The organism is Mesobacillus selenatarsenatis SF-1 (assembly GCF_000813125.1).
In the GTDB taxonomy this organism is placed as follows: domain Bacteria; phylum Bacillota; class Bacilli; order Bacillales; family Cytobacillaceae; genus Mesobacillus; species Mesobacillus selenatarsenatis.
The window spans coordinates 26,297-48,909 of record NZ_BASE01000124.1; the positions used below are offsets into that span (position 1 = coordinate 26,297).

The following is a 22,613-nucleotide window of genomic DNA, read 5'->3' on the forward strand; positions in this document are numbered from 1 at the left end:
TTCTAAGGAGGTCATTAAAATGGGTATTTTTATCGGAGGAGCCTGGGCTTATGCTAATGGATCTTTGCATCTAGGGCATATTTCGAGCCTGTTGCCGGGGGATATTTTAGCGAGATATTATCGAATGAAAGGCGAGAAAGTTTTGTATGTATCAGGCAGCGATTGCAATGGAACGCCTATTACAATAAGAGCGAAGCAAGAAGGCGTGTCACCAAAGGAAATCGCAGACAGATACCACCACGAGTTCACAGACAGTTTTTCGAAGCTTGGGTTCTCTTATGACATCTACACAAGAACGGATACAGCACATCACCATAAAGTCGTCCAGGAAATCTTTCTGAAGCTGCTTGATAAAGGGTTAATTTATAAAAAAGAGATTGAACAAACGTATTGTGAACAGGACCAGCAGTTTTTGCCTGACCGATATGTTGAAGGAAATTGTCCGAAATGCGGGGCGAACGCTCGAGGTGATCAATGTGATCAATGCTCAAGCGTGCTTGAGCCGCTGGATTTACTGGAGAGAAAGTGCAAAATTTGCGGCAATCCGCCAACAACGAGAACAACAGAGCATTTTTACTTTGCGTTAAGCTCTTTTCAAAGTGACCTGGAGATTTATACACAGGAAGCCGAAGAGAATCAGCTATGGAGAGAGAACGCCATTTCATTAACGAAGAGATACTTGCATGAAGGTTTGCAGGACCGGGCTGTTTCAAGGGATTTGTCTAATGGCGTAAGCGTGCCGGTAAAGGGTTATGAAGAGAAGAAAATTTATGTTTGGATTGAGGCGGTTTCGGGTTACTACTCAGCAAGCAAGCTCTGGGCTGAACAAGCCAACCAGGATGACGCGGCATTTTGGGATCCCGCTGCCAAGTCTTATTACGTTCACGGGAAAGATAACATCCCATTCCATTCGATTATTTGGCCAGGTATCCTTAAAGGACTTGGCATAGAAGCACTGCCAACCCACATCGTCTCTAATGAATATCTCACATTGGAAAAGAAAAAATTGTCCACGAGCAGAAATTGGGCAGTTTGGATCCCGGATATCATAGAATGGTACAATCCTGATTCAATCCGCTACTTCCTGACTATCAATGCACCGGAAAACCGGGATGCTGATTTTTCATGGAAGGAGTTCATCTACAGTCACAATAGTGAACTGCTGGGAGCATATGGGAACTTTGTGAATCGGACTTTGAAATTCATACAAAAATCATATGGTGGCGTTCTTCTAGAAAAAGAGATAAATAAAGAAATGGTAGAGAGGGTTAATCTTCTATACGAAGAAACAGGACGAAACATTGAAAGCGCTAGTTTTAAAAAAGCTCTGGAAAAAGTGTTTGAACTAGTGAGATATTCAAATAAATATTTCGATGAGCAACAACCATGGAAGCAGATTCACGAAGATGTTGAAGCATGCAAGCAGACTATTGCAGACTGTGTATATATTATCGGAAACCTGGCCAATATACTGGCACCATTCCTTCCTTTTTCAAGCGAAAGGATTAAAGGTATGCTGCAAATAACGGAACAAAGCTGGGAACCGTTACTAGTAAAGCCACAAATATTAACTCCCGTCGAGCCATTATTTGAACGAATTGACAAGGATAAGATCAACAAAGAGCTTGAAGAGTTGAAGCGGCGTGAAAGAATTTAATTTAACCTGCTTGTCTTGAAGGCATAAGTAAATTTCTGCGCTGTTTTTGCGTATCAAATATTCGGGTAAATGGAGCATAAAGGGGTGAAACTTTTATGCCGTTTGTCAAAATCGATGACTCTCTCTCTCTTTACTATCATATAAAAGGTGACGGGCTGCCTGTTGTGTTCCTTCATCCTTTTGTGATGGGGCACAATGTTTTTAAGTATCAGGAGGCTCTGTCCAATCGCTATAAGACCATCTTTTTCGACCTGGCCGGGCATGGCCGCAGTTCGAAGGGAAACAAATCTATAAGTATTGCTGGACTCGCTGATGATTTAAAAAAGTTGCTAGACGAAATAGGTGTTCAGAAAGTGGTGCTCTGCGGCTATTCTCAAGGCGGATTAGTTGCCCAGGAATTTGCATTGAAATACCCTGAACGGTCGGAAGCGTTAATTTTGTCAGGGGGTTTTTCTAAAATAGATACCCTTATCCCGAAGCTTATTATCAAGTTTGTGCAGCTAATGGTTCAATTTGCTCAAGTGTCTCTTGCTGCAAAATGGCAGGCAAAGTTTCACCAATGTGACCAGGAAGATGAAAAAGAGATATTTGAGCTAGCGCGGCGCTCTGATGCTCAGCGGTCGTATGAATATATTCAATCAGGGCTTCAATATGATTCCAGCAGCCAGCTACATAAGCTCGATATTCCTATCCTTCTTATATACGGAACTTTAGAAAAGCCGATGCACCGGTACCGCATTCCTTTTCAAAAAAAAGCCCCGCAGACTCAAGTAGTGTATATAAAGGGGGGAACGCACCAGCTGCCGTCAAGGTCTTATCCGGAATTCAATGCGATTGTCGACACCTTTTTAAAGCCACTCAATGAAAAGTATAAAAGGGAAAATAACAAAGAGAAGGAAGCAGGACTGGGGTAGGTGGTTATGAAGAAAATTTTCCTTTTAGTTGGACCAACGCTCATGATTTTCATAGGCCTTCAATTGCTGGAGAGTGTAATTGTTGCGTTTTTGCTTTTCTATAGCTGGCTTCTTGCAGTGCCTTTGCTTGGTGGTGGAGTTCACTGGGAAAAGTTCAAAACGTCCAGGAAGGATGCTTTATTGGGAATTGGCAGCGGGCTGCTCTTTTTACTGTTCATTTTTGGTGGGGTAAACTGGCTTCATATTTATCTATTGGATATTGATCAGCTACGGGTTTTATTATGGGAATGGGGTTTTTCTTCACGAGGTGAGGTTTGGCTCGTTCTAATTCTGCTGGTGGTTAATCCAGTTTTGGAAGAAGTTTACTGGAGAGGTTATATCTTTGAGAAGCTGAGATTGGAAGGCACAGCTAAATATACAATTTTCATGACATCTGCATTCTACACGCTGTATCATTTTCTCTCTGTTATTCCAATTTTTTCGGGTATATTTGGAATTGTTGCAGCTATCCCAGTCTTCATTGCAGGCATATTCTGGGGCTGCATCAGAGAAAAAACAGGTACCATTACAGCAGCCATAATAGGGCATGTATTGAGTGACATGGGAATCATCCTTGTATATTGGTTTTTAGTCAGGTAAAAAGACCGGGCAAAACCCCGGTCTTATCCATTAACTTAACGCTTCAAACGTTTTGCAGTCTGTTTCGCGGCTGTTGTCGGCTTGCTCGCCGGAATGGCTGACTACATAGATTTTATCTGCGCTGCAGAGGTTTCCGTCTTTCCAATAATGACAGTTGTTGACTTCGCATAAGACATCTTTTGCCATCGGTGTACCACTCCTTTTTTGGTTGATACAATCTTAGCATGCAACGAAAAGGGGATCGTGATTCCAGCTAAAATCAGGAAGCAAAAAATGCCTCCCAATAAGGGAGGCAACCGTGTTTATTCATTCAACGCCTTTTCAAGGGTCGAGATATTTTTTTCCATTAACGTGAAATAAGTTTCCTTATTATTAATATCTTCGTCGGTCAATACGGAAAGATTGTGAAGTGTCAGCGATTTTGCGCCGATTTCTTCCTGGACCATTTTTGCCAGCTTGGAATTGAAATTTTGTTCGTTCAAAACGTATTTAATTTTTTCATCTTTGGCGTGTGTAATCAACTTTTGAAGCTCTTTTTGAGATGGCTCATTAGTAGTTGATTGGCCAGAAATGCTGATTTGCTGGATTCCGTAACGCTCCTCCCAATAACTAAAGGCAGAGTGTGATACAAGGATTTCCTTGCGCTTGGCTGAACCAATAACCTTTGAGAATTCCTTGTCAAGGTCCTTTAGTTGTGCAGTCAGCTCTGTGTAATTCTGTTCGAAAGTATCTTTATGCTCAGGCATCTTTTCGGCTAATTGTTCTTTGATTGCAAGTGCCAGCTCGTTTGCGTAAATCGGATCAAGCCAGACGTGAGGGTCGAGATCTCCGTGATCATGCCCATCCTTATCTGCATGCTCTTCATCAGCATGTTCTTCCTCGTCATGACCTTCTTCATCATGACCTTCTTGAGCCGAGCCATCCTCGTTGTGTGCCTCGTCTTGATGTTCGTCATTCTCATCCAGGTGCAAAGACTCACTAACCGGTACCATTTTTACATCTTCATTTTTAAGTGTCTTGCTGGCTTTATCAACAAAACCTTCTAGGCCCAGGCCGATATAGAAAAATAAGTCTGCGTCTGCCAGTGCCATCATATCTTTTTGGGAGGGCTCGAATGTATGCTCATCTGCTCCCGGTGGATAAACGGTTTCAACATTTACATAATCACCGCCAATTTGCTGTGCGAAAAATTGGAGTGGATATACAGTGGTATAGACTTGAAGCAGGTCAGCGTTCTTCTCTTGATCAGTAGCATCCTGCCCACAGCCGCTTAGAAAAGCAGCAATGACCATAAATAAAGATAAAATAAATGCAGTTTTTTTCATATGTGCCTCCTGATAGTCAAAACGGACTCATTACGATTTAGGAAATGGAGTTTATTTGTTATTAGTTTTCTTTTCATATTCAAAAATATTAATTCGTAATGGTTACGATTTACCTTATGTATCATACAAAAGGATGACGGCAAAATCAAGTAAAACATTTTGGTTCAGGTTCATTTTACGGTATTCTATTAGAAAGAAAATTTTTAAAAGGAGAAGGAATATATGAGAATGCTTGATGAAATCCTTGATTTTAATGAAAAATTTGTAGCAGAAAAGAAATATGAAGAATTCACGACTACCAAGTTCCCGAATAAAAAGATGGTTATTTTAACTTGCATGGATACAAGGCTTGTTGAACTTTTGCCAAGGGCTTTGAATATTCGCAATGGTGATGTGAAAATTGTAAAGAATGCCGGTGCCCTGATTATGCACCCATTCGGAAGTATCATGAGAAGTCTTCTTGTTGCTGTTTACCAGCTGCAGGCGGAGGAAGTAGCGATCATTGGCCATTACGACTGCGGAATGAGCGGGATGAAGCCCGACATCATGATTGATGAGATGAAAAAACGCGGTGTTACAGATGATATGTTGGGAACATTGAATTATTCGGGAATAAATGTAGAGGAATGGCTTCACGGTTTCGACAATGTCAAGGACAGCGTTGCCCACAGTGTTGAAATCGTTAAAAACCATCCCTTGATGCCTAAGGATGTTCCGGTCCATGGTCTAGTAATTGATCCTTCAACGGGAAGGCTTGATCAGGTGATCGATGGTTATGAAAAGTAATTTTTAATGGTTATGAGCTTTAGCATTTTTCTTTGATGGCCACTCTTCCGGAACCGGGTCCATGCCACCTGGATGGAAAGGCTGGCACTTAAGGATGCGTACAATCGTCAGCCAACCGCCTTTGAAGGGACCGAATCTTTTAATCGCTTCAAGCCCGTAATGGGAGCATGTAGGGTAAAAACGGCATGTAGGCGGCTTTAATGGCGAAATCACAACCTGATAAAAACGAATGATGCCGATGAATGCTTTTTTTAACATGGTGTTCATCCCTTCTTTAAACTCTAAAAAGGAGCTGAGTCGCAGCTCCTTTTATTTATTTTCATCCGAAGATTCTGGTTCATTAGAATCTGCAAGGCTGTTATTGTTGTCAACCGGATCGACAGTATGTTTATACTGATATGCTTTTGAAGTAGTGACTACGCTTAATATTAAAACAATGATAACGATAATGACTGAGATAATCAAAACGGTATACATAAAACGGCCTCCTTTGCTTCAAAATTATTGTAGCATGTTCTATTCGGATATAGGTAAAAAGTTGCTGGCAGCATGTTTTTTATAAGGAAGAAAGGGGAATATAAACTATGACTAAAAGGGAGGATGAAATAACTATGGCACAAAAAGATTTAATCCAAGCGGTTAATAAGCAAGTTGCAAACTGGACGGTTCTTTACACGAAGCTTCACAACTATCATTGGTATGTAAAAGGGCGGCACTTTTTCACGCTGCATGTAAAATTCGAAGAACTTTATAACGAAGCAGCGACAATCATTGATGAATTCGCCGAAAGAATTCTCGCATTGGACGGAAAGCCTGTTGCAACGCTTAAAGAGTATCTTGAATTATCCTCAATCAAAGAAGCATCAGGTTCAGAAAAAGAAGAGGACATGGTCAAACAATTGCACGATGACTTTGCCACAATAGTGGACGAGCTCCAGGAAGCAATTGAACTAGCAGAAAAAGCCGAAGATACAGCTACAGCGGATATGATGACAGAAGTGAAAATGAGCCTTCGCAAGCATATGTGGATGTTCAAGGCTTATCTAGGATAAGAAAAGCGGAAGTGCCTTGGTCAGCCCCGACAAGCCTGACAGTGAAGTCGTTCTTTGACTTCATTGGCAGGACCGAAGCGTCTCGAGGAGTTAGGAGCCGCAGCTAGACAAGCGTCTCGAGGGGCTAGGCGCTGGAGCTGGACATAAAATATTTGCTTAACTAATTCTCTACAAAGGAAACTGGCCGAATTCGGCCAGTTTTTTTCAGTGTTATACGAAATAAGACAAAAAGAAAAACCGGCCCGCAGCCGGTTTGTATGTATGGTTATTTACAAGGATTAGTGCACATTACGGGAAGAATATGAATTGACAGACCGTGCACCGAAATCATCCTGGGCAAACTTTCCCTTCAAGCTCTCGATCAAGTAAAGGCCCATCAAATCATAAAGCTCCTGTTTATCAAGGTCCTGGATGATTTTCAATAAGTCTTCACGGCTCATCTCTTCAAGGAAGGCAAAAGCGAGCATATCGATATCCTCTTCATCACCGGTCAATTTATTACGGTATAGTTCGTATAGCTCATCAATCAGTTTCATTAAATTTCACCTCTCCTTCTTAATCGTCCATAATTCCTTATAGTTATTTAATACCCTCCATCGGAAAAAATATGCCTTGTAATTGAAGTATTTTCCTGTTGGGTTTGCTGATTTATCTATATCTATATTTGGTCTAATTTTAACATACAGACAACTTGAAGAGTAATTTGGAGGGCAGAAAAAATTATTTATTTTAAAGATATTCAGTATAAACGATTATAGACGCAGGGAACGATATCCATGAGGTGAGGCATATGCCAGAAGGCAAAAAAACATACTATATCAACATCAGTGATGGCGAGATTCAAAGTGTTTCAACTGCATCTCCATGGAATTTTAAAATTGAGGCAAATGACGAGGAAATCACCGCGTTGAGGGAAATATTCGATCAGAGCCATTCCACAGGCTGGCAGAATTTCATGAGGGCGCACGTTCCATATGTGCAATACCATTATGACCGTGAGAATGATGCGCTCGACAGACAACTGATCCAGACCTATGAAATGATTCATAAACTAGGCGATGAAGAAGCCAGGAACCATATTGAAAGCATGGGGATCCTCCCTGAAAAATAGAACAGCCGCAGACAGATGTCTGCGGTTTATTCATTTTCTAATTTTCTATATAATTAGATCATGAGTTAGTGACGGGGGAGACTTTAATGGAAAATTTTAAAGATATTAACGGCGGAGAGGTGACCTTATCCTTTCAGGAAAATGCCTTTGAAAAAAGTGCACGCCACGTGTTGGTCATCTGTAAGTATCAAGGTGAATGGCTTTTGACCAAGCATAAAGTTAGAGGTCTGGAGTTTCCGGGTGGCAAAAAGGAAAAAGGTGAAACATTGGAAGATGTAGCCCGCCGTGAAGTTATGGAGGAGACCGGCGCGGTTTTAAACAAGCTTATAAGCATTGGAGAGTATCAGGTTAGTGATAAAGAGGACTCATTTGTAAAAAGAATTTTTTACGGTGAAGTTGAAAGAATCTTACCACAGGATGATTACCTGGAAACAGGCGGCCCAGTACTGGTAAGCGGCAATTTACTGATGGAAAGAATGAAAGACGAGTACAGTTTTATCATGAAGGACGATGTGATCAAGCATAGTCTTGAATTTTTGCAAAAAAAGTTGTAAAAGTGGCTGATTGCCGCTTTTTTTTGTGTTATTTGGTTAAAACGCATCGTAATTAACTGTTGTTTTTAACCCTGATTCTGATATATTGGCGAAAATCTGATTTTATTGGCGGAGTTCACAACTTTATTGGCGAAAATCTGATTTTTTTCGACCAAGTTCACTTTTGCGGGATACTTTTGAGACAGTAAAGAAGCCGGATCATAATCCCGGCTTCGTTATTGATTGCTTTTAATCAGTTTCTTCTCAAGCAGTTCGACCAGCTGGTACATTACGGTTGCGAACACGGCGATGACCAGCAGCGACAGGAACACGAGCGTGAAATTGAAAACCTGGAAACCGTAGATAATCATATATCCGAGACCCCGGGCCGAAACGAGGAATTCCCCGACAATGACTCCTACCCAGCTCAGGCCGACATTCACTTTCAAAGTGGAAATGATGGTAGGAAAAGATGCTGGCAAGATTGCCTCCCGAAAGCACTGTGTCCTTGTTGCTCCGAATGTCTGCAGCACCTTCAGATAATTTGGGTCCACCTCTTTAAAAGCGGTATACACAACGATTGTCGTGATGATTACTGAGATGATTGCACCCATTGCGATAATCGAAGTCATATTGGTGCCAAGCGCAACAATCAATATCGGGCCAAGCGCAACCTTTGGCATGGAATTCAATATTACAAGGTATGGATCCAAAATCCTGGAAAGCAGCGGAGACCACCATAATATTGCTGCGAGTATTGTACCTGTGAGTGTACCGAGGATAAATCCAAGTACGGTTTCAGCCAATGTCACTCCAAGGTTTACAGCCAGGGAACCATCCATCGTCTTAACGATTAGCATATTCCAGATTTTCGATGGTGAACTGAATAGGAGCGGGTCGATCCACTTTTGCTGGCTTGAGATTTCCCATAGAGCAAAAAAGGCTATGAAAATCAGCAATTGATAGATGCGGACGACTTTTCGCTCGCGATTTAACTTTTTTAGATATTCTTGATGGAGGAGTTCAGTTTTCTTCTGGTTCAATTGACTCCAACTCCTTCCATACTGTCTGGAACAGTTCATTGTATAAAGGGTGATTCCTGGCCTCGAAAGGACTCAAGTTCCTTAGCTCATCGGGAATGATAAAGGTCCTGTGCAGGCGTCCTGGTCTTGGTGAAAACAAAAAGATCCGGTCGCTCATTGCTATCGCCTCTCCGATATCATGTGTTACGAGAATCGCGGTTTTTCCGAAAGTTTTAAAGGTGTTTGACACCAGGTCTTCGAGCTTTAATTTCGTTTGATAGTCCAATGCGGAAAAAGGTTCGTCGAGCATGAGCAGCTTAGGTTCTGTTGCCAGTGTCCTTACCAGTGCGACACGCTGGCGCATTCCGCCGGAGAGCTGTTTTGGATAATGCTTTTCTACATTTTCCAAACCCATTTGCTTTAGCAGCGATAAAACCTCAGCCTTTTTGGTATCTTTCAAAGTTCCGCTAATCTTCAAGCCGAGAAAGATATTTTCCTCAATTGTTTTCCAAGGAAATAAATAATCCTGCTGCAGCATATATCCGGTTTGATTTGCAGAATCCTTGACTGATTTCCCTTCCAGTTTTACCTGTCCGTCAGTAGGCTCAATCAGCCCGGCGATAATTGAAAGCAGCGTTGTCTTGCCGCAGCCGCTCGGACCCAGGAAGGAAACAAACTCACCTTCCTGGACATGAAGTGAGATATTATTCAAAGCATTGACAGCGGTTGTTTGTGTGAAATAAGTGTGCTGGATCCCTGTTAATGTCAAAAAGTCCATTGGCTGCAACCTCCTGTTATTTCATGATATCTTCTGCCACCTCTGTGTTGACTAAGGTGTCATGGCTGACTTCCTCAGGAAGTTCTCCTGCCTCATCCATGATGTCCTGCAGGTTTTTCCATTCCTCTTCATCTAGAATCGGGTCAGTTGCGTATGATCCCTGGCTCTTGTATCGATCAACAACCGTTTCGATCAGCGACAAATCTGTATCTTTAAAGAATGGCTGGATAACCTCGGCTGTTTCTTTGGCACTGTGTGATTCCACCCACTTCTGTGCTTTATGGATTGCGCGGGTGAATTTTTCGATTGTCTCCGGGTTTTTCTTCATGTAGCTTTGTTTGGCCATAAATGTGGTATATGGTACATGACCGGACTCTGTTCCGAAAGAAGCGACGATATGGCCTATGCCTTCCAATTCAAACATGCTGGCCTGCGGCTCGAATAGCTGGACGAAGTCACCAGTTCCGGAAGCGAAGGCATTGGGAATATTCGCGTAATCAATATTTTGGATCATCTCTAAATCTTCTTTTGGATCGATGCCGTGTTTCTTGAGCACGAATTCACCGACCATTTGCGGCATTCCGCCCGTGCGCTGGCCGAGATAGGTCGCTCCTTTTAACTGATCCCATGAAAAATCATTGATTTTTTCTCTGGATACAAGAAAGGTGCCATCTGTTTGCGTCAGCTGGGCAAAGTTGATGACCGGGTCATTTGATCCCTGGGCATAAACGTATATGGATGTCTCTGAACCAACGAGTCCAATATCTGCTGCATTCGAGAGTACGGCTGTCATGGTCTTGTCGCCGCCCCATGTTGTCGTCAATTCAACTTTCAACCCTTCCTCCTCAAAAAATCCTTTTTCAAGGGCAACATATTGAGGGGCATAGAAGATTGAACGTGTTACCTCTGCAACTTTGACAGTCTGTACCTTGTCTTGACCGCAGGCTGCTAGAGGTATAATAAGTACAGCCACCATAAATAAAGCAAAACCAGCTTTGAACCATTTTTTCATAATGATGCCTCCTAAAAATCTGTATTAAATTGGGCTTACAGTATCGTATGAATTCCCTAAAAATGTGTGAATGCCCAGGAACCAAATTTATAGAATTTCATATAAGAGAGGAGTGTTTGCTTTGGAAAAAGACGGAATAATGATCTCAGCTAACAAATTTCCTTCCCCCAATCCGGCAGTCGAGCTGCAAATGGTGACCTACTATGCAGGCGGGCTGCGGGTCAAAGGACTTCTGGCCAAGCCGATTGACGGGAGCGGAACTGAAGGATTCCTGTATCTTCGGGGTGGAATCAAAAATGTAGGAAAGGTGCGGCCAGCTCGGATTGCCCAATTCGCTTCAGAAGGCTTCACTGTTTTCGCTCCTTTTTACCGTGGGAATCAGGGAGGCGAAGGAGATGAGGACTTCGGAGGCGATGACCGAGTCGATGCATTTGCAGGATTCACGCTGCTGCAATCATTGCCATGGGTTGAAAGGACTCATGTCTTTGGATTTTCACGCGGCGGGTTGATGGCTTTGCTGACTGCCATTAAATATCCAGAGACAGCGTCGGTCGTTACCTGGGGAGGGGTAACGGATATGTTTTTAACGTATGTAGAGAGAAAAGACTTGCGCAGGATGATGAAAAGGGTAATCGGCGGATCACCGAAAAAGGTGCCGAACCGCTATAAGTTCCGTACGCCTTTATACGATATCGAAAACCTGAAAGCACCGGTGCTGCTGATTCACGGCCGGAACGACCGCAATGTGTCGGTTGAGCACTCTTATCGGATTGAGAAACGGTTAAAAGAGTTGGACAAGCCTGTCGAAAGCTGGTATTTTGATGACTACACACATTACTTTCCGCCAGTAATGAACCGGAAAGTTGTGTCCGACTTAACGAATTGGATGAAATCACAGTAGCAAGAATGATAAAATGAAAGTGATATTAATGATGAACAATAGAGGAGCGAGTACAATGGGGATGCCATTAGAGTTGAATACAATGATCGTGACAAAGGGTCGGGAAAAGCGGCTCGAAGACAATTTCTTCTCTCTGACAAAGGAAGGCTACAGGCTTTATCCAGTTGACATTCCACTTGAAGTCAAAAAGACAATTGAAGGTGACCTTACCGGAACAGGTGTCATCAAGAAAGTAGAATGGACAGAAAACACTACAACACTTACGTATCAGTTAATTTCCTTGAACTCCACTAACTAAGCAGGGCACATATTGTGCTCTGTTTTTTTCTTTACAGTCATTCTTTTGAGTTTAGTCTCTTTTAATAACAGTTCTTAGATAGCTGAACAGTTATTAACGAATAATATCTCTTTTTTAACCCGAAAATAAGGAGAAAAAGAAGGAGTTATGAATTGAAATGGAACATAACCCTCAATTGACTTCATCAGAGGTTGCTGCGATGTGGGGAGCGTACATGCAAAACTCAATGGCACACTGTATCGTCCAGCATTTTGCAAAGGTTAATGAAGATACCTCAATGACCGAAATTATAAATGACACGTTATCAAATACCAAATTTGTAGTAGATCAAGTCAAATCCATTTTTGAAAAAGATCAACATGCACTGCCTATCGGTTTTACTCAGGAAGACATAAATTCAAAGGCAGGCCGAGTGTATTCAGATCTTTTTGCCTTGCGATATATTAAATATATGGCTTCCGCAGGGACTGTGGCATCAGCAGCATTTCTGGAAGTATTGGCAAGGAATGATGTAAGAGAATTATTTTCGAAGACTTCTGCGATTTTTATGAAGCTTTATAATGATTCTTGCGACTTACTTTTAAAAAAAGGTACATTCGTACGCTCGCCAACAATCCCTCCAATGGAGAAAGCAGAATACCTTCAGGACGAATCATTCTTGTCCAGTTTAATTGGAAGACATCGGCCACTAACCGCTGTGGAACTAGCTCATATATCTAAAAATACAGAGACAAATTCCATTGGCAGAACATTTTTGGCTGGTTTTTCGCAAACAGCCCAATCACAAGAGGTACGAAAGTTTATGGAAAGAGGTACTGAAATAGCGGCTAAGCATGAGACCGTATTTAGGAGAATTTTAATACAGGATGGAGTTCCGCTTCCAACCACCTGGGATTCAGCGATATCTCAATCAATTGATCCGCCTTTTTCAGATAAGCTGATGATGTTTCAAACCAATAGTTTAAGTGCTATCAGTGTTGGTGGCTACGGAACAGCAATTGGGGCGAGCCTTAGAAAAGATTTAGGCGGACACTACACGAGACTTGTGACTGAAATCCTTCAATATGCAAATGACGGTATTAAAATAATGATTAATAACAGATGGATGGAACAGCCTCCACAAAATGTTGACAGGGAAGCATTAAGAAACAGACGTAATTAGGTATAAATAGGCAACCAATAGACAGGAGAAAAGAAAAAGGCCATTTCCAATCGGAAATGGCCTTTTATGATTATTTCGCTGTCGGACCGCCTTTTTCTTCAATCTCGGACGGTACGTTTGAGAACTTCTTGAAGTTTTCACGGAACTTGCCTGCAAGTTCGTTTGCTTTTGCGTAGTAGGCTTCCTTGTCGCTCCATGTTTTGACTGGCTGGAGGACGTCGTCAGGTACACCAGGTACGTGTGACGGGATATCCAGGCCGAAAATTTCGTCTTTGACGGTTTCGACATTGTTCAGTTCGCCTTCAAGTGCTGCCTGGACCATTGCGCGAGTGTAAGCAAGCTTCATGCGGCTGCCGGTGCCATACTCTCCTCCTGTCCAGCCTGTGTTCACAAGGAATACCTTCGCGTTGTGCTCGTCGATTTTTTCACCGAGCATTTCCGCATATCTTGTGGCTGCAAGCGGAAGGAAAGGTGAACCGAAGCAAGTCGAGAACGTTGCCTGAGGTGAAGTGATGCCACGCTCAGTTCCAGCAAGCTTTGATGTATAGCCGCTCAAGAAATGGTACATTGCCTGTTCCTTCGTTAGTTTGGCGATTGGAGGCAATACTCCAAAAGCATCGGCAGTAAGGAATACAATCGCGTTTGGATGTCCGGCAATGCTTGGGTCCACGATGTTATCGATTGCCTGGATTGGATAAGCTGCACGTGTATTTTCAGTCAAGCTGCCGTCATCATAATCCGCAACCCGGGTTTCATCATCAACAACGACATTTTCAAGGACAGAACCGAAACGGATCGCGTCATAAATTTGCGGTTCTTTTTCCTTGGACAAGCTAATGCACTTCGCGTAGCATCCGCCCTCGATGTTGAAAACGCCATTAGCTGACCAGCCATGTTCGTCATCACCAATCAAACGTCGGTTGTTATCAGCAGACAAAGTTGTCTTTCCTGTTCCGGAAAGACCGAAGAACAATGCAACATCGCCTTCGCGTCCCACGTTTGCGGAGCAGTGCATAGAAAGGATGCCATTTTCAGGCAGCAAATAGTTCATCACGGAGAAAATCGACTTCTTCATTTCACCAGCGTATTCTGTTCCGCCGATCAACACGACGCGCTGTTCAAAAGAAACAATGATGAATGTCTCGGAATTTGTTCCATCAACTTTAGGATCCGCCTTGAAAGTTGGAGCAGATATAACCGTGAATTCAGATTCATGATCAACAAGCTCTTCCTCCGTTGGTCGGATGAACAATTGATGTGCGAAAAGGTTGTGCCACGCGTATTCATTGATTACCTGGATCGGAAGCTGGTATTTCTTATCAGCACCCGCAAATCCTTTGAATACAAATACTTCTTCTTTTTCTTTAAGGAAATTCAATACCTTATTATATAGTTTTGTGAAAGATTCCTCGGAAATCGGCTGGTTAACAGAACCCCAGTCAATTTTGTCTTTTACCGATTCTTCCTCTACAATGAATTTATCTTTAGGTGAGCGGCCAGTATACTTACCAGTGGTTGCTCTTACAGCACCAGTTGAAGTCAGGAGCCCTTCGTTTCGGTTCAGGACTTTTTCAACAAGCTGAGGAACAGATAACTGCACCTTTACATTGCTTCCTTTTAATAATGCTGAAAGTTCATTTGATATTCCTACAACATTCATCGGAGAATACCTTCCTTTTTAAAAGTTTAATATTTTGTAAGTGTTTACATCTCGCTATTAGTATAACACATTTGTTTAATTAATCTATACTAATGACTCGAAAAATTACCTTGTACCTAACTTGCGTTATATAATTCTTTCTTTATATAGTCAAGCAAAAAGAAGCGTTTCGAGCCCATTTTATTATACAAAAAAACTTTCAACAACAATCGACAAATTTACCGAGAAAATCATTGACATGCAATTGTAGTTTCGTTATGATTTGGTCTTGAACGGATACTCTCTTATCCCGAGCTGGTGGAGGGACAGGCCCAATGAAACCCAGCAACCTGCAGACGTGAAAAAACAGCATTTAGAATGCTGCTATTTCCGGGCAAAGGTGCTAACCTGACGCAAGGGAACTGCCCTTGAACGATAAGAGCGAAAGGCGCGGATTTAAGCATAAACCTTTCCTCGAAATTGGAGAGGTTTTTTATATTGCTTTCTTCTGTCCGATGCATGGAAATGCAACAGGACTGCCTTCTTTGGTGTCATTGCTCCCGTGGGTGAGAATTAGAAAAAAAAAGAAATTCACCATGAATCCTAAACAAATTTTTCTAATAAAAACTCAGCGTTTATTTCATACTACATAGGGAATGAGTACCGTATCAACCGAGGTCTGTATTGGGACAGTCTCGATCAATTAAATAAATGAGGGAGGTAATCAGATGTCAAACAAACGCCGTTTGTTCACTTCTGAATCAGTAACTGAAGGCCATCCGGATAAAATTTGCGACCAGATTTCTGACGCGATTTTGGATGCGATCCTTGCAAAAGATGCTAACGCACGTGTTGCTGCTGAAACATCCGTTACGACAGGCCTTGTACTAGTTGCAGGGGAAATCACTACATCTACATACGTAGATATTCCGAAAATTGTCCGTGAAACAGTCAAGGAAATTGGCTACACTCGTGCTAAGTACGGTTTCGACTCTGAAACTTGTGCAGTTTTGACTTCAATCGACGAGCAGTCTGCTGACATCGCAATGGGTGTTGACCAGGCTCTTGAAGCACGTGAAGGCCAAATGTCAGATGAGGAAATCGAAGCAATCGGAGCGGGAGACCAGGGCTTGATGTTCGGTTTTGCCTGCAACGAAACGAAGGAGCTAATGCCTCTTCCGATTTCATTGGCACACAAGATTTCACGCCGCCTGACTGAAGTGCGAAAGGAAGAAATCCTTCCATACCTTCGTCCGGACGGAAAAACTCAGGTAACAGTTGAATACGATGAGAACGACAAGCCTGTCCGCATCGATACAATCGTTATCTCGACTCAGCACCATCCGGAAGTTTCGCTCGAGCAAATCCAGCGCAATCTTAAAGAACATGTCATCAACCCTGTTGTTCCATCAGAATTGATCGACGAGAACACAAAATACTTCATCAACCCAACTGGCCGTTTCGTCATTGGCGGACCTCAGGGTGATGCAGGCTTGACTGGCCGCAAGATCATTGTTGATACTTACGGCGGATATGCTCGCCACGGCGGCGGTGCATTCTCTGGTAAGGATCCTACAAAAGTTGACCGCTCAGCTGCATACGCTGCACGTTACGTTGCGAAGAATATCGTAGCTGCTGGCCTTGCTGAAAAAGTTGAAGTTCAGCTTGCTTACGCAATCGGCGTTGCACGTCCGGTATCGATCTCAATCGATACATTCGGTACAGGCAAAGTGAGCGAAGATGTCTTGATCGACGTAGTTGAAAGCAACTTCGACCTTCGCCCGGCTGGTATCATCAACATGCTTGACCTGCGCAAGCCAATCTACAAGCAGACAGCTGCTTACGGACACTTCGGCCGTTCTGACGTAGACCTTCCATGGGAGCGTACAGACAAGGCTGAAACACTTCGTACTCAAGCACAAGGAAAATAAAATCAAAAGGGAGTTGCATAGAAATATGTAACTCCCTTTATTATTTGCCGTCTAATCAGGGAAGAGGCAAAAAGCACTCAGGTTTGCGGATGGTTCAAAAGGTGTAAAATAGAGTATTACCTTAAATTTCCCTTAGATTTTACTGCAAAAACTTTGCGTTTAATGATAGTATTAGATGGTATGTTTTTAGATAGTAAAATCATTGGAAAATCACAATAAATTTTTATTTGAAATGGAGAAGGTGAAGTACATAATGTGTGGCTTTATCGGTTGTGTACATGAAAATACACAGGAATTCAGCAGCGATGACAAGCAGCTGTTTAAAAATATGAATGACATCATCACCCACCGTGGTCCTGATGATGATGGATATTTCTATGATGAGCATATCCAGTTCGGCTTCCGCCGTCTGAGCATCATCGACCTTGAGGCTGGCCATCAGCCATTGACGTATGAAAATGAGCGCTACTGGATTATTTTCAACGGAGAAATCTACAACTATCTTGAACTTCGTGAAGAGTTGATTGAAGAAGGGCTGACCTTCGAAACTCATTCCGACACTGAAGTCATCATTGCCCTATACAGTCATTATAAAGAGCAGGCTGTTGACAAGCTTCGCGGGATGTTCGCGTTTGTCATCTGGGATAAAGAGGAGCAGCTTCTTTACGGTGCGCGTGACCATTTCGGCATTAAGCCATTTTTCTACTTTGAAGATGAAAATCGCACATTCTTCGGGTCTGAAAAGAAGAGCATTTTGCTAGCGCTTGAGAATGATGTTCTTGATTACAAAGCACTACAGCATTATTTGACTTATCAATTCGTGCCAGAACCTAATACAATGTCCGAAGGCATTTACAAGCTTGAGCCAGGGCATTATTTTACAAAGAAAATCGGTTCGCCGATGGAAATCAAGCGTTACTGGAAAGCGAGCTTCTCGCCGATCCATAAATCAGAGGATGAATTCACGAAGGAGATCAGGGATGTCCTGTTCGAATCGGTAAAAATCCACATGCGCAGTGATGTGCCAGTTGGTTCTTTCCTTTCTGGCGGAATTGATTCTTCGATCATCGCATCGATTGCGAAGCAGTATCATCCTTCAATCAAGACATTCTCTGTTGGGTTTGAACAAAATGGCTTCAGCGAGATTGATGTCGCGAAGGAAACGGCTGATAAACTCGGAGTTGAAAACATCAGCTATGTGATCAGTCCGCAGGAATATATGGATGAACTTCCGAAAATCATGTGGCATATGGATGATCCGCTTGCTGACCCGGCTGCTATCCCTTTGTACTTTGTTGCCCGTGAAGCAAGGAAGCATGTAACGGTTGTCCTATCCGGAGAAGGTGCGGATGAACTGTTCGGAGGATATAACATTTATCGCGAGCCGCAGGACCTTGAAATGTTCAACAAGATTCCCCAGGTAGGAAAGTCGATGCTGAAGGGCATTTCGAAAATGATGCCAGAGGGCATGAGGGGCAAGAGCTTCATCGAACGCGGTGTGACGCCAATGGAAGAGCGTTACATTGGAAACGCGAAGATGTTCACTGAAAAAGAGAAGAGCGAGCTGCTCCACGTTTATAATGGACAGTATGATTACAGGGATATCACGAAGCCTCTTTATCGCGAGAGCAGAGGCTACGACCCGGTTGATACAATGCAATATATTGATATCCACACTTGGATGCGCGGGGATATTTTATTGAAGGCTGATAAAATGACGATGGCTCATTCTTTGGAGCTTCGTGTTCCATTCCTGGATAAAATCGTTTTTGAAACAGCTTCAAAGATTCCTACAAGCTTAAAAACAGCTAACAACACAACCAAGTACATTTTGCGTAAAGCTGCTGAAGGCGTTGTACCTGATCACGTTCTTACTCGCAAAAAGCTTGGCTTCCCGGTGCCAATAAGACACTGGCTGAAGAATGAAATGAATGACTGGGCAAAAAACATCATCAAGGAAAGCAACACAGAGCATCTTATCAATAAGTCTTACTTATTGAAGCTACTGGATGACCACTGCCAGAACAAAGCTGACAACAGCCGTAAAATCTGGACGGTGCTGATGTTCATGATGTGGCATGATGTTTATGTCGAAAAAAAATACTCCTTCCAGAAGGAGTATGAGACTCAGAAAGTTTTACAATCTTAAAAATCAGGGAAGGTAGGTAATTGCTTGCCTTCCCATCTGCACCCAGGCTTCCACGAAGTCTTTCATGGGTGCTTTTTTATTTTTCTCACCAGTTAACGGGTCGTTGAAATAAACGGAATTTTCATCATAGCCGGTGACCAATACAGAATGCTCTTTTGTGGTAACTTTGACTTCTCCATTAGGTGTATACCATGTTTGGAAAAAGCTATCGTCCAATCTTTTATATTCAGTGTTCGTGATGATCCATACTGGCCGGTTATCTGATAAGTGGATTTTAAGTTCCGGGAATTCTGCGCCTGTTAGGTCCTTTATTTTTCCAGGAAGATATTGTTTTGCCAGTTCAGCAATCGGTTTGTGATAGACACCCAGTCCTGGTTGGGTATAGGTATACATATTGCCGACAAATCCTTCATGAGGATCGCCAAAATAGATTTTGCCATTATTGAGCCGGTATTCAGCTGGATTTTTCTTTACTTCCCTGGCAAGTGTCAGCTTGTCCACTTGAACACCCTGGTACTGCAGGAGCATGGCGAGACTTGTGACTTCACATCCTCTTGGGAGTTCAGGCATCTGCCAGATGACCGGAGCATCCAGGAGAACCTGGTTTTTTATTGGGATGATTTCAGGTTTGTATTCTTCTATGATGGCAGCTGACTGTCGTGGCGCACTTGGTTCGGGCTCATCAAGCCATTGTTTGACCGACTGGACAGCCTTGGCGACATGTGAAGCCTGCAGGTTCTCGAACAGGAAGGCACCGGCCACCGATGTAAAAACAAACATGAACATCAAGATGGATTTTATCATGCTATTTTGATTTCGGATTAACAGAAAAAACAAGACTAGCAGAGGTACAACAGCCGCAATTGATATATATGACATATCCACATCGATCACCTGGCCCGTCCGCATATTTTAAAAATTGCAGGGTATAATATATAAATTAATATCGGACTGATGCGGGATTTGTTTAATCAATCATTGTCTTTGTTTTGTAGGTTTTTATAATATTGTCCTTTTTCGGCATACTCTCTTGAAATTCGCTCCATGTCTCGGATGTCGTCTTCATTCAGCTCGCGGATGACCTTTGCTGGGCGTCCGAATGCCAGTGTGTTCGGCGGGATTTTTTTACCTTGAGGGACAAGGCTGCCGGCGCCAATGAAAGCACCTTCTCCGATTTCAGCCTGATCGAGGATGATTGAGCCCATCCCGATTAATGCTTTTTTTCGGATGATACAGCTGTGGAGGACGACCTGGTGGCCAACAGTCACTTCATCCTCAAGAATTAGCGGATTATTTGGACTTTGATGGAGGACAGAGTTATCCTGTATATTCACTTTATTACCGATAATAGTGGGAGCGACGTCGCCACGGATTGAGGTGTTGAACCAGACGCTCGATTCCTCGCCGATTTCGACATCCCCGCTAATCGTTACATAATCTGCAATAAAAGCTGAATCCGCTATTTTAGGTGTCTTGCCTTTGTATGGATACATCATTTAATACACTCCTAAATAAAATAGATTTAATCAATGCTTTCATTTTTATTTTTCACTAATTATATATTATAGTTCTTTTAAAGAAAGAAAAAGTATTTGAGTGGGGGAATGGTCATGTGGAAATGGGAAGCTGACGGGGATGCTAAGGCTGTAATCGTTATGATTCATGGTGCCCTCGAGCATCACAGGCGTTACGGATGGCTAATTGAAGCTTGGCGCTCATCGGGATTTCATGTCATAATGGGTGATTTGCCTGGACAGGGCATGACAACAAGAGCAAACCGTGGCCATATTGATTCATTTGATGAATACATTTTGGAAGTGAAAGAATGGGTCGAGGCAGCCTATGAATTTGACTTGCCAGTATTTTTGCTCGGCCATAGTATGGGAGGACTTGTAGCGATCCGCATGCTGCAAGAGGAACGTGTCGAAATTGCCGGACTCATTTTGTCATCGCCATGTCTTGGTTTGGTCAATTATCCTTCTAAAATGCTGGATATGCTTTCGCACGGCTTGAATGTCATTGTTCCGACTTTCCGAATCGCATCAGGTCTGTCAGTCGAGATGGCAACCAGGAATGAAGATGTGAGGGCGGTCGACGCGAATGACTCACTATACATTACGAAGGTATCGGTGCGCTGGTACCGCGAGCTGGCAGCGGCAATGGAGCAAGCCTTTGAAAACATGGGGAAGGTCCAGGACGTTCCGACGCTCTTGCTGCAGGGCGGCGATGATCGCATTGTTGATAAACGTTCTGTTAAGGAATGGTTCAACAATGCTCCGCTGTCTGAAAAAAGATATAAAGAATGGCCGAACTGCTATCATGAGGTGTTCAACGAACCTGAACGCGAAGAGATTTTTGATTATGCGCATGATTTTGTCATCAGCCAGCTGAAGGCAATTGGTTATGTTTACTAGAAGGTGTTGTTTTACATGGAAAGGATGAAGGTGTATACATGTTGATTCCATCAATGCCAATCAGTTTAATGTACCGTGTATACAAACAAGTCCTGCCTCAAGTGCACAGGGAGCTGGCGTACTGGAAGAGCAGGGCAGAGGAGATTCCGAACCAAGAATTAAGAAAACAGGCACTGGCCAGTATCGAGCATAAAACCTTCCATTGCGAAGGAGGCTCGATTTTGAGCCTGACTGCGAAAAAGAATTACAAAACAGCGATCCGTTTCATAGTTGCTTACCAGACGATCAGCGATTACCTGGATAATCTTTGTGATCGCAGTACATCATTGGATCCAGCCGATTTCGCTGCGCTGCATGAATCAATGGCAGACGCTTTGAATCCGGGCCGCCAATTGAAAAATTATTACCGGGAGCGGGAGGACCAGAATGACGGGGGATATCTCATTGAGCTGGTGACTGTCTGCAGGGAAGTCCTGTCGGAGCTAGATCACTTCGAGGATATCCAACATCATCTGAGCGAGCTTTGTGATTATTATTGCGATTTGCAAATCCACAAGCATGTTGAGGTAAAAGACCGTGTGCCAAGGCTGCAAACATGGTTTGACGGCCACCGTGACAACATTCCCGAGATGGAGTGGTATGAATTCTCAGCGTGCACCGGCTCGACACTTGGTATCTTTTGCCTCGTATCCTACGCGCTCCGCGATGATTTTAAACCCGAATATGCCGACAGCATTCGCAACGGATATTTTCCTTACATACAAGGCCTTCACATCCTGCTCGATTATTTCATCGACCAGGAAGAGGACCGCGAAGGCGGCGATTTGAACTTCTGTTTTTACTATGAAAATGAAGAAGCTTTGTTTGAGCGGCTTCGACATTTCGTGGAAAACGCTGATCATCATACAGCCAAGCTTCCGCATCAAAGATTCCATAAACTGATTAACCGGGGCCTCTTAGGCGTTTACCTGTCCGATGAAAAAGTAAGACGCCAGGAAAGAATCAGGAAGCTGGCCAGGGAAATGATCAAGACAGCTGGCCCCGTCAGCTACTTCTTTTATATTAATGGACGAGCTTACCGGTCATTACAGAGGTGGGTTCCTTCGGGAGTGGTTAAGGCGTTTATTAAATGATAGTGAATTTGTGAAAAAGCCGGGTAATGAATCCTGGCTTTTTTGGTTTTGACAATTTGAATTGCCCGGTCTCAGTTCAAGAGGGAAAAACGGGGAACATAACCCCCAGAAATGTGCCCCGTTCCTGTCCAAGAGGGAAAACGGGAACATAAACCCT

The 22,613-nt window shown here is 43.0% G+C and carries 25 protein-coding genes and 1 riboswitch; of the genes, 14 read left to right on the forward strand and 11 right to left on the reverse strand.

Features of this window, described 5'->3' with window-relative positions; genetic code table 11:
* Positions 1–19: 19 nt before the first annotated feature.
* The 3 genes from metG (at position 20) to TY49_RS21985 (ending at position 3,210) form a co-directional block, all read left to right on the forward strand.
* A complete protein-coding gene (metG, locus tag TY49_RS21975; RefSeq protein ID WP_041968029.1) occupies positions 20–1,657 on the forward strand; it encodes a methionine--tRNA ligase in 1,638 nt (545 codons plus the stop codon).
* A 95-nt stretch (positions 1,658–1,752) separates the two neighbouring features.
* Complete coding sequence (locus TY49_RS21980) at positions 1,753–2,571, forward strand: alpha/beta fold hydrolase (protein WP_041968030.1); 819 nt, start codon at positions 1,753–1,755, stop codon at positions 2,569–2,571.
* A 6-nt stretch (positions 2,572–2,577) separates the two neighbouring features.
* Entirely contained in the window at positions 2,578–3,210 is a 633-nt protein-coding gene (locus TY49_RS21985; RefSeq protein ID WP_041968031.1) for a CPBP family intramembrane glutamic endopeptidase, read from the forward strand.
* Between the two features lie 30 nt (positions 3,211–3,240).
* On the opposite strand, the gene TY49_RS24400 is transcribed toward TY49_RS21985, so the two are convergent.
* Complete coding sequence (locus TY49_RS24400; protein ID WP_084135575.1) at positions 3,241–3,396, reverse strand: DUF1540 domain-containing protein; 156 nt, start codon at positions 3,394–3,396, stop codon at positions 3,241–3,243.
* A gap of 116 nt (positions 3,397–3,512) precedes the next feature.
* On the reverse strand, positions 3,513–4,535 hold the full coding sequence (locus TY49_RS21990; protein ID WP_041968032.1) for a metal ABC transporter solute-binding protein, Zn/Mn family: 1,023 nt from the start codon (positions 4,533–4,535) through the stop codon (positions 3,513–3,515).
* A 222-nt stretch (positions 4,536–4,757) separates the two neighbouring features.
* Here TY49_RS21990 and TY49_RS21995 point away from each other — a divergent pair, with 222 nt between their 5' ends.
* Positions 4,758–5,321 carry a beta-class carbonic anhydrase gene (locus tag TY49_RS21995; RefSeq protein WP_041968033.1) on the forward strand — a complete coding sequence of 188 codons (564 nt, stop codon included), beginning with the start codon at positions 4,758–4,760 and terminating at the stop codon, positions 5,319–5,321.
* Between the two features lie 3 nt (positions 5,322–5,324).
* Here the strand turns inward: TY49_RS21995 and yidD are convergent, their stop codons facing one another.
* The gene (gene yidD, locus TY49_RS22000; protein WP_041968034.1) at positions 5,325–5,579 is read right to left on the reverse strand and encodes a membrane protein insertion efficiency factor YidD; all 255 of its coding nucleotides are present in this window, start codon (positions 5,577–5,579) and stop codon (positions 5,325–5,327) included.
* A gap of 51 nt (positions 5,580–5,630) precedes the next feature.
* Positions 5,631–5,798 carry a YtzI protein gene (gene ytzI / locus TY49_RS24405; RefSeq protein WP_084135577.1) on the reverse strand — a complete coding sequence of 56 codons (168 nt, stop codon included), beginning with the start codon at positions 5,796–5,798 and terminating at the stop codon, positions 5,631–5,633.
* 134 nt (positions 5,799–5,932) lie between these two features.
* On the opposite strand from ytzI, the gene TY49_RS22005 reads away from it, so the two are divergent.
* Positions 5,933–6,373, forward strand: coding sequence for a Dps family protein (locus TY49_RS22005; RefSeq protein WP_041968052.1), 441 nt, complete (start codon positions 5,933–5,935; stop codon positions 6,371–6,373).
* A gap of 278 nt (positions 6,374–6,651) precedes the next feature.
* Here the strand turns inward: TY49_RS22005 and TY49_RS22010 are convergent, their stop codons facing one another.
* Positions 6,652–6,909 (reverse strand): DUF6154 family protein, encoded by a 258-nt coding sequence (locus TY49_RS22010; protein ID WP_041968035.1) that lies wholly within the window; start codon positions 6,907–6,909, stop codon positions 6,652–6,654.
* 254 nt (positions 6,910–7,163) lie between these two features.
* Between TY49_RS22010 and TY49_RS22015 the strand changes: the two genes are divergently transcribed.
* The gene (locus TY49_RS22015; protein ID WP_041968036.1) at positions 7,164–7,484 is read left to right on the forward strand and encodes a hydrolase; all 321 of its coding nucleotides are present in this window, start codon (positions 7,164–7,166) and stop codon (positions 7,482–7,484) included.
* An 86-nt stretch (positions 7,485–7,570) separates the two neighbouring features.
* Positions 7,571–8,038, forward strand: coding sequence for an RNA deprotection pyrophosphohydrolase (gene ytkD / locus TY49_RS22020; protein WP_041968037.1), 468 nt, complete (start codon positions 7,571–7,573; stop codon positions 8,036–8,038).
* 215 nt (positions 8,039–8,253) lie between these two features.
* Here the strand turns inward: ytkD and TY49_RS22025 are convergent, their stop codons facing one another.
* Genes TY49_RS22025 through TY49_RS22035 form a run of 3 tightly spaced genes read right to left on the reverse strand, consistent with a single transcriptional unit; the run spans position 8,254 to position 10,829 of the window.
* Positions 8,254–9,060, reverse strand: coding sequence for an ABC transporter permease (locus TY49_RS22025; protein ID WP_439646188.1), 807 nt, complete (start codon positions 9,058–9,060; stop codon positions 8,254–8,256).
* Positions 9,041–9,817 (reverse strand): ABC transporter ATP-binding protein, encoded by a 777-nt coding sequence (locus tag TY49_RS22030; protein WP_041968039.1) that lies wholly within the window; start codon positions 9,815–9,817, stop codon positions 9,041–9,043. The genes TY49_RS22025 and TY49_RS22030 overlap by 20 nt, the downstream gene beginning before the upstream one ends.
* Positions 9,818–9,833: 16 nt before the next feature.
* Complete coding sequence (locus TY49_RS22035) at positions 9,834–10,829, reverse strand: ABC transporter substrate-binding protein (protein ID WP_041968040.1); 996 nt, start codon at positions 10,827–10,829, stop codon at positions 9,834–9,836.
* Between the two features lie 139 nt (positions 10,830–10,968).
* Between TY49_RS22035 and TY49_RS22040 the strand changes: the two genes are divergently transcribed.
* The 3 genes from TY49_RS22040 (at position 10,969) to TY49_RS22050 (ending at position 13,190) form a co-directional block, all read left to right on the forward strand.
* On the forward strand, positions 10,969–11,730 hold the full coding sequence (locus tag TY49_RS22040; protein WP_232310504.1) for an alpha/beta hydrolase family protein: 762 nt from the start codon (positions 10,969–10,971) through the stop codon (positions 11,728–11,730).
* A 55-nt stretch (positions 11,731–11,785) separates the two neighbouring features.
* Positions 11,786–12,028, forward strand: coding sequence for a DUF2584 domain-containing protein (locus TY49_RS22045; RefSeq protein WP_023626888.1), 243 nt, complete (start codon positions 11,786–11,788; stop codon positions 12,026–12,028).
* Positions 12,029–12,185: 157 nt separating this feature from the next.
* Positions 12,186–13,190: a DUF3231 family protein gene (locus tag TY49_RS22050; RefSeq protein WP_041968042.1), complete on the forward strand. Its 1,005-nt coding sequence runs from the start codon at positions 12,186–12,188 to the stop codon at positions 13,188–13,190.
* Positions 13,191–13,260: 70 nt separating this feature from the next.
* On the opposite strand, the gene pckA is transcribed toward TY49_RS22050, so the two are convergent.
* On the reverse strand, positions 13,261–14,850 hold the full coding sequence (gene pckA / locus TY49_RS22055; RefSeq protein WP_041968043.1) for a phosphoenolpyruvate carboxykinase (ATP): 1,590 nt from the start codon (positions 14,848–14,850) through the stop codon (positions 13,261–13,263).
* Between the two features lie 281 nt (positions 14,851–15,131).
* Positions 15,132–15,271: riboswitch (SAM riboswitch) on the forward strand.
* Positions 15,272–15,557: 286 nt separating this feature from the next.
* Here pckA and metK point away from each other — a divergent pair.
* On the forward strand, positions 15,558–16,760 hold the full coding sequence (gene metK, locus TY49_RS22065) for a methionine adenosyltransferase (RefSeq protein WP_041968045.1): 1,203 nt from the start codon (positions 15,558–15,560) through the stop codon (positions 16,758–16,760).
* Between the two features lie 253 nt (positions 16,761–17,013).
* Positions 17,014–18,909, forward strand: coding sequence for an asparagine synthase (glutamine-hydrolyzing) (asnB, locus tag TY49_RS22070; RefSeq protein WP_041968046.1), 1,896 nt, complete (start codon positions 17,014–17,016; stop codon positions 18,907–18,909).
* A 3-nt stretch (positions 18,910–18,912) separates the two neighbouring features.
* On the opposite strand, the gene TY49_RS22075 is transcribed toward asnB, so the two are convergent.
* Both TY49_RS22075 and TY49_RS22080 read right to left on the reverse strand, forming a co-directional pair.
* Complete coding sequence (locus tag TY49_RS22075; RefSeq protein WP_041968047.1) at positions 18,913–19,788, reverse strand: C39 family peptidase; 876 nt, start codon at positions 19,786–19,788, stop codon at positions 18,913–18,915.
* A gap of 92 nt (positions 19,789–19,880) precedes the next feature.
* Positions 19,881–20,405 (reverse strand): gamma carbonic anhydrase, encoded by a 525-nt coding sequence (locus tag TY49_RS22080; RefSeq protein WP_041968048.1) that lies wholly within the window; start codon positions 20,403–20,405, stop codon positions 19,881–19,883.
* A gap of 114 nt (positions 20,406–20,519) precedes the next feature.
* On the opposite strand from TY49_RS22080, the gene TY49_RS22085 reads away from it, so the two are divergent.
* Positions 20,520–21,323: an alpha/beta hydrolase gene (locus tag TY49_RS22085; RefSeq protein ID WP_041968049.1), complete on the forward strand. Its 804-nt coding sequence runs from the start codon at positions 20,520–20,522 to the stop codon at positions 21,321–21,323.
* 38 nt (positions 21,324–21,361) lie between these two features.
* Positions 21,362–22,456: a tetraprenyl-beta-curcumene synthase gene (gene tbcS, locus TY49_RS22090; protein ID WP_041968050.1), complete on the forward strand. Its 1,095-nt coding sequence runs from the start codon at positions 21,362–21,364 to the stop codon at positions 22,454–22,456.
* Positions 22,457–22,613 lie beyond the last annotated feature (157 nt).

Bases quoted from the DNA above. Each gene is read 5' to 3' on its own strand.
- metG (WP_041968029.1), top strand. From the start codon at position 20: ATGGGTATTTTTATCGGAGGAGCCTGGGCTTATGCTAATGGATCTTTG.
- TY49_RS22010 (WP_041968035.1), bottom strand. From the start codon at position 6,909: ATGAAACTGATTGATGAGCTATACGAACTATACCGTAATAAATTGACC.
- pckA (WP_041968043.1), bottom strand. From the start codon at position 14,850: ATGAATGTTGTAGGAATATCAAATGAACTTTCAGCATTATTAAAAGGA.
- TY49_RS21995 (WP_041968033.1), top strand. From the start codon at position 4,758: ATGAGAATGCTTGATGAAATCCTTGATTTTAATGAAAAATTTGTAGCA.
- asnB (WP_041968046.1), top strand. From the start codon at position 17,014: ATGTGTGGCTTTATCGGTTGTGTACATGAAAATACACAGGAATTCAGC.
- TY49_RS22080 (WP_041968048.1), bottom strand. From the start codon at position 20,405: ATGATGTATCCATACAAAGGCAAGACACCTAAAATAGCGGATTCAGCT.
- yidD (WP_041968034.1), bottom strand. From the start codon at position 5,579: ATGTTAAAAAAAGCATTCATCGGCATCATTCGTTTTTATCAGGTTGTG.
- TY49_RS22085 (WP_041968049.1), top strand. From the start codon at position 20,520: ATGTGGAAATGGGAAGCTGACGGGGATGCTAAGGCTGTAATCGTTATG.
- TY49_RS22035 (WP_041968040.1), bottom strand. From the start codon at position 10,829: ATGAAAAAATGGTTCAAAGCTGGTTTTGCTTTATTTATGGTGGCTGTA.
- metK (WP_041968045.1), top strand. From the start codon at position 15,558: ATGTCAAACAAACGCCGTTTGTTCACTTCTGAATCAGTAACTGAAGGC.
- ytzI (WP_084135577.1), bottom strand. From the start codon at position 5,798: ATGTATACCGTTTTGATTATCTCAGTCATTATCGTTATCATTGTTTTA.
- ytkD (WP_041968037.1), top strand. From the start codon at position 7,571: ATGGAAAATTTTAAAGATATTAACGGCGGAGAGGTGACCTTATCCTTT.
- TY49_RS21985 (WP_041968031.1), top strand. From the start codon at position 2,578: ATGAAGAAAATTTTCCTTTTAGTTGGACCAACGCTCATGATTTTCATA.
- TY49_RS22005 (WP_041968052.1), top strand. From the start codon at position 5,933: ATGGCACAAAAAGATTTAATCCAAGCGGTTAATAAGCAAGTTGCAAAC.
- TY49_RS21990 (WP_041968032.1), bottom strand. From the start codon at position 4,535: ATGAAAAAAACTGCATTTATTTTATCTTTATTTATGGTCATTGCTGCT.
- TY49_RS22045 (WP_023626888.1), top strand. From the start codon at position 11,786: ATGGGGATGCCATTAGAGTTGAATACAATGATCGTGACAAAGGGTCGG.
- TY49_RS21980 (WP_041968030.1), top strand. From the start codon at position 1,753: ATGCCGTTTGTCAAAATCGATGACTCTCTCTCTCTTTACTATCATATA.
- TY49_RS22050 (WP_041968042.1), top strand. From the start codon at position 12,186: ATGGAACATAACCCTCAATTGACTTCATCAGAGGTTGCTGCGATGTGG.
- TY49_RS22040 (WP_232310504.1), top strand. From the start codon at position 10,969: ATGATCTCAGCTAACAAATTTCCTTCCCCCAATCCGGCAGTCGAGCTG.
- TY49_RS24400 (WP_084135575.1), bottom strand. From the start codon at position 3,396: ATGGCAAAAGATGTCTTATGCGAAGTCAACAACTGTCATTATTGGAAA.
- TY49_RS22015 (WP_041968036.1), top strand. From the start codon at position 7,164: ATGCCAGAAGGCAAAAAAACATACTATATCAACATCAGTGATGGCGAG.
- TY49_RS22075 (WP_041968047.1), bottom strand. From the start codon at position 19,788: ATGTCATATATATCAATTGCGGCTGTTGTACCTCTGCTAGTCTTGTTT.
- TY49_RS22030 (WP_041968039.1), bottom strand. From the start codon at position 9,817: ATGGACTTTTTGACATTAACAGGGATCCAGCACACTTATTTCACACAA.
- tbcS (WP_041968050.1), top strand. From the start codon at position 21,362: ATGTTGATTCCATCAATGCCAATCAGTTTAATGTACCGTGTATACAAA.